Origin of the sequence: Kitasatospora sp. NPDC091257, from assembly GCF_044757675.1 — a bacterium.
Lineage (GTDB): Bacteria > Actinomycetota > Actinomycetes > Streptomycetales > Streptomycetaceae > Kitasatospora > Kitasatospora lactacystinica.
This window is the reverse complement of record NZ_JBIVVI010000401.1, coordinates 1-6,953: the sequence shown is the minus strand read 5'-3', so window position 1 is coordinate 6,953 and position 6,953 is coordinate 1. Positions and strand designations below refer to the sequence as shown.

Annotated in this window: 8 protein-coding genes; 5 read left to right on the top strand and 3 right to left on the bottom strand. The window is 74.3% G+C overall.

The window, feature by feature from the left end:
* Positions 1-253, bottom strand: a 253-nt coding sequence (locus ACIQOV_RS19650; RefSeq protein ID WP_401050032.1) for a hypothetical protein, incomplete at its 3' end; no start/stop codon positions are given.
* 278 nt (positions 254-531) lie between these two features.
* Between ACIQOV_RS19650 and ACIQOV_RS19645 the strand changes: the two genes are divergently transcribed.
* The 4 genes from ACIQOV_RS19645 to ACIQOV_RS19630 all read left to right on the top strand — a co-directional run bounded on the left by ACIQOV_RS19645 (position 532) and on the right by ACIQOV_RS19630 (position 3,852).
* Positions 532-1,209 carry a response regulator transcription factor gene (locus ACIQOV_RS19645; RefSeq protein WP_030257458.1) on the top strand — a complete coding sequence of 226 codons (678 nt, stop codon included), beginning with the start codon at positions 532-534 and terminating at the stop codon, positions 1,207-1,209.
* Between the two features lie 60 nt (positions 1,210-1,269).
* Positions 1,270-2,814, top strand: a complete 1,545-nt coding sequence (locus tag ACIQOV_RS19640; protein ID WP_401050030.1) for an ATP-binding protein — start codon at positions 1,270-1,272, stop codon at positions 2,812-2,814.
* Positions 2,811-3,143, top strand: a complete 333-nt coding sequence (locus ACIQOV_RS19635) for a hypothetical protein (RefSeq protein WP_401050029.1) — start codon at positions 2,811-2,813, stop codon at positions 3,141-3,143. The genes ACIQOV_RS19640 and ACIQOV_RS19635 overlap by 4 nt, the downstream gene beginning before the upstream one ends.
* Before the next feature lie 100 nt (positions 3,144-3,243).
* Complete coding sequence (locus ACIQOV_RS19630; protein WP_401050027.1) at positions 3,244-3,852, top strand: VanZ family protein; 609 nt, start codon at positions 3,244-3,246, stop codon at positions 3,850-3,852.
* Here the strand turns inward: ACIQOV_RS19630 and ACIQOV_RS19625 are convergent.
* Complete coding sequence (locus ACIQOV_RS19625) at positions 3,822-4,502, bottom strand: PhzF family phenazine biosynthesis protein (RefSeq protein WP_401050025.1); 681 nt, start codon at positions 4,500-4,502, stop codon at positions 3,822-3,824. The genes ACIQOV_RS19630 and ACIQOV_RS19625 overlap by 31 nt on opposite strands.
* 148 nt (positions 4,503-4,650) lie before the next feature.
* On the opposite strand from ACIQOV_RS19625, the gene ACIQOV_RS19620 reads away from it, so the two are divergent.
* Positions 4,651-5,250 carry a hypothetical protein gene (locus tag ACIQOV_RS19620; protein WP_401050024.1) on the top strand — a complete coding sequence of 200 codons (600 nt, stop codon included), beginning with the start codon at positions 4,651-4,653 and terminating at the stop codon, positions 5,248-5,250.
* A gap of 78 nt (positions 5,251-5,328) precedes the next feature.
* On the opposite strand, the gene ACIQOV_RS19615 is transcribed toward ACIQOV_RS19620, so the two are convergent.
* Positions 5,329-6,720, bottom strand: a complete 1,392-nt coding sequence (locus ACIQOV_RS19615) for a hypothetical protein (RefSeq protein WP_401050021.1) — start codon at positions 6,718-6,720, stop codon at positions 5,329-5,331.
* Between the last annotated feature and the right edge of the window lie 233 nt (positions 6,721-6,953).

Sequence of the window (6,953 nt, the reverse complement as noted above, 5' to 3'; positions counted from 1 at the left end):
GGAGGATCCCCCGCAGCGTGAGGGTGCTGGCGGAGTCGGCCGAACTCCCCAGACGGCCGATCCCGTACAGCTCCCCCGTCCTGCCGCCGCCGCTCACCCGACGGGCGCCAGGGTTTCCACCGGTGCTGTGCGCGCACCCCCGCACGGTCACGGCACCGGAGTTCTCGTCGGTCCTGACCTCGTACCGGGTCCGGTGGGACGTGGCTGACGAACGCGCGGTGCGGACAGCCGGGTTGGTCCGGGTCTGAAGCATGGCGTTCATCGTGCGCCCCCTGGGTCGGTACGAGCGGTTCCGGTAGCCGCCCTTCAGCCGGCCTTGCGGCCCGCTGTCCTGCGGCGACATGGAAAATCCTGCCCGCCGGTTGTGATGGCGCTGTCCGCCGACTGTCACAGGGGTGTCACAGGAGGGGGCCGAACATCCCGGACCGCCTCCCTCCGTACCGGACGCCGGTGGCGTCCGTTCCGGTTCCCGGAGGGACGGTGGGTGATCCGGGGGGTGATTCGGCGCGGCCGGTGGGCCAAAATGGGGCCGTGCCTTTCCTCCTTCTGATCGAGGACGACGACGCCATCCGGACCGGCCTCGAACTCGCTCTCACCCGCCAGGGCCACCGCGTGGCCACCGCCGCCTCCGGCGAGGACGGCCTGAGGCTCTTCAAGGAGCAGCGGCCCGACCTGATCGTGCTGGACGTGATGCTGCCCGGCATCGACGGCTTCGAGGTGTGCCGCCGGATCCGCCGCACCGACCAGCTGCCGATCATCCTGCTCACCGCGCGCTCGGACGACATCGACGTGGTGGTGGGCCTGGAGTCCGGCGCGGACGACTACGTCGTGAAGCCGGTGCAGCCACGCGTGCTGGACGCCCGGATCCGGGCGGTGCTGCGGCGCGGCGAGCGGGAGAGCTCGGACTCCTCTGCCTACGGCAGCGTGGTGATCGACCGCGCGGCGATGACCGTCACCAAGGACGGACAGGACCTCCAACTCACCCCGACCGAACTGCGGCTGCTGCTGGAGCTCAGCCGCCGCCCCGGCCAGGCGCTCTCCCGCCAGCAGCTGCTGCGGCTGGTCTGGGAGCACGACTACCTCGGCGACTCCCGCCTGGTGGACGCGTGCGTGCAGCGGCTGCGGGCCAAGGTCGAGGACGTGCCGTCCGCGCCGACGCTGATCCGCACCGTCCGCGGGGTGGGCTACCGGCTGGACCCGCCGGCCTGACCCCGAACAGCTCCGACCAGCCCCACCCGCCCCTGAACTCCCGTACCACGACAGGCTCTTGTGACTGACCATCAGACGACTGCCCGGCGGTTCCCGACGGGCCGGTGGCGTCGGCTGCGCTCCCTGCGGGTGCGGCTGATCGCGGTGTTCGCGGCCGTCGCGCTGCTCGCCGCCGTCTCGGCCTCCGGCATCGCGTACTGGCTGAACCGCGACGCGGTGCTCAAGCGCGCCCAGGACACCGCGCTGAACGACTTCCGGGTCTCGCTCACCCGCAACGTCTCCGAGCTGCCGCTGAACGCGAGCTGCCCGGAACTGGCCGCGCTGGCGTCCAACGTGGCCAGCTCCGGGCTGACGTACGACGTGGTGGTGGTCGACGCGGCGCACCCGGAGTGCACGGCCTCCTCCGACCCCGCGAACTTCACGCTGGCGGACGTCCCGGCGGCGCTGCGGTCCACCGTCGCCAAGCCGCGCGAGATCACCGAGAACAACCCGTACCCGTACCACCTGTACTGGCAGCGGCAGAACCTGGAGGGCCGGCCGTTCGTGATCGGCGGCACCAAGGTGGTGCCGAACGGCCCGACGGCGTACATGTTCAAGTCGCTGGAGAACGAGCGGGCCGACCTCAACACGCTGGGCTGGTCGCTGGCCATCGCCACGCTGCTCGCGCTGATCGGCTCGGCGCTGCTCGCCCAGGCCGCCTCGGCGACCGTGCTGCGGCCGGTCAAGCGGCTCGGGGACGCCGCCCGGAGGCTCGGCGAGGGGCACCTGGACACCCGGCTGGAGGTCGAGGGCTCGGACGAACTCGCCGACCTGGCGCGGACCTTCAACCGGGCCGCGGAGTCGCTGCACGAGCAGGTCGAGGAGCTGAGCGCGCGCGAGGCGCAGAGCCGGCGGTTCGTCGCCGACATGTCGCACGAGCTGCGCACCCCGCTGACCGCGATGACCGCCGTGACCGACATCCTGGAGGACGAGGCCGAGTCGCTGGACCCGATGATCGAGCCGGCCGTCCGGCTCGTGGTCAGCGAGACCCGGCGGCTGTCCGACCTGGTGGAGAACCTCATGGAGGTGACCCGCTTCGACGCCGGTACCGCCAGGCTGGTCGCCGACGAGGTGGACATCGCCGACCTGATCATGTCCTGCATCGACGGGCGGGCCTGGTACGACGCGGTCGAACTGGACGCCCCGCGCGGCATCCTGGCCGTGGTCGACCCGCGCCGGCTCGACGTGGTCTTCGCCAATCTCATCGGCAACGCGCTGAAGCACGGCGGCTCGCCGGTGCGGGTCGGGGTCCGGCAGGACGGGGAGTCGGTCGTGGTCGAGGTCTCCGACAGCGGTCCGGGCATCCCGGAGGACGTGCTGCCGCACGTCTTCGACCGCTTCTACAAGGCGGACCGCGGGCGGGCGCGCTCGGAGGGCAGCGGCCTCGGGCTGTCGATCGCGATGGCCAACGCGCAGATACACGGGGGGACGATCACGGCGGCGAACGGGGAGGTCGGCGCGGTGTTCACCCTGATCCTGCCGCTGGCCCCGCCGCCTCCGCCGTCAGCGGGCGGGGCCGAGGGCGGCCCCGCCGGCGACGCCGCCGAGGACAAGGACACCACGTGACCGCCCCCACCGACACCGCCGTCCCCCGTACCGTCCTGCGCCGCGGCGCCGGCGTGCTGCTGCTGCTCGCGCTGGTCTCCGGCTGCGGCATCCGGCCGACCGCCGTACCGGTCGACGCCGGCGCGCCCGCCAGCCGGACGGCCTGCCCGACCACGCCGCACATACCGGCGGCCCTGGCCACCCCGCCGGGACCGGCGCCGACCGTGACCCCGACCCGTGGCACCAAGGCGGCCGTGAGTCCGAGCCCGTCGCCCACCCCGGTGACGCAGGTCAGCCCGCCGCCGGACAACGTGTTCGGCGCGGTGCCGACGACCTCGCCCTGCCGGTAGGCCGCCGGAAAGGAGGGCGCGGACGGGACTCGGGGGCGCGTTTGGGAATGTTCACGCCGGGTGTGGAACCGACGTGCCGTCGGCCCACGTCCTTCCCCCCGTGCAGCGAGATGGCACCAGGACACGCGAGGAGCGTTCCGGCGCGGGGACCGAGAGCAGCCCGGCGGCGGCCGTCCACCGTCCCCTCCGGTTGGCCGGGCTGGCGGGTCTCACCGGCCACCTGGCACTGGCGCTCTGGCTGATGCTGAGACCACTGCCGGTGGCCTGGGTGTACGACGCCAACCTGACGCCGCTCGCCTCGCTCCGCTCCTCCAGCGGCTGGCAGGTGGTCGGCGAACTCCTGCTGCTGGCCCCGCTCGGGGTCCTGCTGCCGCTGGCCGGCGGCCGGCTCCGGGCCCCCTGGCTGCCCTCCTTCCTGCGCACCACCGGCGTCTCCGCACTGCTGGCGACCGCGCTGGAGTTCCTCTCGTCCTGGGCGCCCGGGCACGTCCTCAACGTGGACCACATCCTGCTCGCCGTGGCCGGCGTGGCCGTCGCCCACCTCGCGCTCGTCCCCGGCCTGCGGCACCTGCTGCGGGACCGGCGGCCGCGGGCGCCCCGGATGCCGGTGCTCTCCGTGCCGCCGGTGGCCGCCGTCACCCCGGTCACGGCCGTCGCACCCACCGCCCGCCGGCGCGCCTACGCCGAACCGACGCCGCCCGCCCGCTGAGCCGGCCCCGGGGCCCGGACCACCCGGCCACCGACCTCCACCAGCCCGCCCGGGCACGGTCCGGCCAGCAGCTGCGAACCCCGGCCCTGGGTGACGGTCAGCGCCCGCCCCAGGCTCGCGGCCAGCAACAGGGCGGCCGCTCCCGTCGCCTCGTCCTCGTCGATCCCGTCGCCCCGCCCGGGGAAGGCCCGGGCCCGTACGGTGCCGGCCGCCGCGTCCTGCCAGGCCCAGGCGTAGACCCACTCCCCCGGCGGCGGCACCTCCAGCGCCTCCACCTCGGCCGCCGAACCGTACTGCCGCAGCGTGCGCCCCGGGGCCCACTCCGGCCGGGCCGCGATCCGGGTCAGCCCGTCCGCGCGCCGCACCGCCACCTCGCCGGCGGCCGTGACCAGCCGGTCCACCCCGAGCAGCCAGGCCGCGCCCACGCACGGGTGGCCGGCGAACGGCAGGCGCACCGACGGGGTGTAGATGTCGATCTCCCCGCGTTCCGGGTCGTCGACGAACACCGTCTCGCTGAAGCCCAGTTCGCGGGCGATCCGCTGCCGGTCCGCGCGCCCCGGCACGGCGGCGCCGTCGCGCACCACGCCGAGCGCGTTGCCGTGCCCGCCGTCGGGCCCGCAAAAGACCCGCAGCACCTCAAAATCCGTCATTTCCCACCTCGTCGACTGCCGCTGCGGCACAGCGCAATGACACCGTGACACAAAGGCGGCGACGAATGTCGGCCGCCTTTAGTACTGTGCGCTCTCGTCCCCGAACGGCGCCTGCCGTTTTTCTTCTTCCCTTCCCCAGGAAACCGCTTTGAACAATCTGGACTTCAGCGCCGAACCGCTCTTCTCCTGGTACGTCGTACTGCTGGCGCTCAGCGGCGTCATCATGGTGGCCCTCGGGGCCGCCGCCGGCGGGCTGAAGGCCGGCCTGCGCGTCCTCAACGTCGTCCTCGGCCTCGGCTTCCTCGGGTACGCCTACTACCTGGCGTTCGTCTTCGAGGGCGGCACCTACTACATCTTCTTCAAGGTGTTCATCCTGCCGGTCGGCATGATCGTCGCCTCGGTGAAGGCGCTCGTCGAACGCGGCAACGCCAAGCAGCAGCAGTCCGCCCAGGCGGCCGCCGCGTTCGCCCCCAACGCGCCGCAGGGGGCCTTCAACCCGAACGCGCCGTTCAACCCGAACGCCCCGCAGGCCCCGTTCAACCCGAACGCCCCGCAGGCCCCGTACGCCCAGCAGCCGGGCGCGCCCGTCCCGCCGCCGGCCGGCGCCCCGGTTCCCCCGGTCGCGCCGCAGGCCGCTCCGCCCGCCCCGCCGCAGGGCGGCGCGCCGTACCAGCCGGGCGTCCCCCCGCAGCCGGTCGCGGACAACCCGTACGCGCAGCCGCAGCCGCCGCAGAACCCGGTCGGCTGACCGCGCCACCGGCTCGTACACACCGGAAGGCCCGTCCGTCCCCGCACGACAGCGGGGGCGGACGGGCCTTCCGGCACGTCAGGGTCGGTTACCGGCACCGCCCCGCACCCGGTTGCGGCGCCGCGCCACCACCAGGGTGCCGACGCCCATGGCGATCGCGGTCACCCCGGTGATCGCCATCGGCTCCGCGGCCGTGCCGCCACCGGTGGAGGCCAGCCGGGTGTCGGCGGCCGGGGCGGCCACCGCCCGCGAGCCGCCCGTCGCCGGACTCGGCGCCATCGGAGGGGCCGCCGCCGGGACGACCGGGGCGGCGGACGGCTCCGGCGCCTCCGGGCCCGGGGCGGGGTCCTGGAACGCCGGAGCGGCCCTGGCGGTGGGACCCGTCGCGGACACGGTGATGAAGTCGGCCGCGGCGCCGACCGCCTCGGCCGCGCTCTCGCCCGGCTCCGGCAGGGTGTCCGCGACGGCGACCAGGGACTCGAACAGGATCGGCGCGTCCCTGGTGAAGGCCAGCCGGACCTCGACGGTGCGGCTCCCGCCCTTCGCCAGCGCGATGACGTCGGCGTTCCGGTCCCCGGTCCGCAGCCCGAGGCACAGCCAGGCCGGGTGCCCCGGGCTGTCGGCCAAGGTGGCCTCCCGCCACTGCCCGTCGACGGCACGGAACTCGAACTTGACGGTGCTCGAAGGGAGTTCGGCCGCCCCCTGGAACACGGCCGCGGGCACGACCCGCAGGTCCTTGCCGCTCCGGTTGGTGAGGACCAGCGTGAACGGCTTCGCCTCCCCGCCCACCGTGAACGAGGTGGGCACGCCCTCGAACCCGACCTCCACGGTGGCCGCCGGGGTGGCCGGCGCCGTGGTCGGCACGGTGGTCGGCGCCGCCGCCGGGGCGACGACCAGGTCCGGGTGGCCGCTCTCCGCACCGGTGGTGCGCTGCTCCGGCGGCAGGGCCGGGTCCGAGACCACGGAGTCGAAGCCCGGCGTCACCCGCCCGGCAGGGGCGTCGGCGGTGACGGTGAGCCGCAGCCGGTAGACGGCCTCGGCGCCGGCCGCCAGCGACAGCACGGCGGGCTGGTCGAGCACCCAGCGGGCGCCGGTGCCCCCGGCGTTCACCCTGGCGTCCTGCCACTGGGCGGCGCCGGGCGACCGGTACTCCAGCCTGAAGTGGCCCTGCCCGGCGCCGGTGCCGGCGCCGGTGTCAACGAGGCCGAAGAACGAGGACGGGACGTCCAGCCGGTGGTCGGCGGTGTTCCGGAGCGTCGCGGTGAACTCCACCGCCGCGCCACCCGCCGTGACGGTGCCGGGAAGGCCCCCGAAGGTGATCGTGACCGGCGAGGGACGGGTCCGGGTGCCCGGGACCACCGCGACGGCCTGCGGCGCGGCGAGGACGGCCGGGCCCTCGACGGCGGCCAGGCCGGAGGCCAGCGCGACGGCGGCGGTCGCGGTCAGGAATCTGCGATGCCGAATGCGCAATTCAACCTCACGAGAGAATGCGGGACAGAACCCATCAGGACGTGAAATCGCTTGCGCGAGAGGTTGTTCCACAACGAAGTCGGGCTCTTCGTCCGCCCCCCGGCCGACTGCGATCGGCAGCATCCTACCGAGCCGGCATGTTCTTGTCGGCGAAGGCCGAACCCTTGTAGATGTTGGTGATCTCCCAGGGGCCCTGGACGATCGCCGCGACCTTGCCGCTGTTGAAGGCGTCC

Coding starts and splice junctions, on each gene's coding strand:
- ACIQOV_RS19625 (WP_401050025.1), bottom strand. CDS start 4,502: ATGACGGATTTTGAGGTGCTGCGGGTCTTTTGCGGGCCCGACGGCGGG.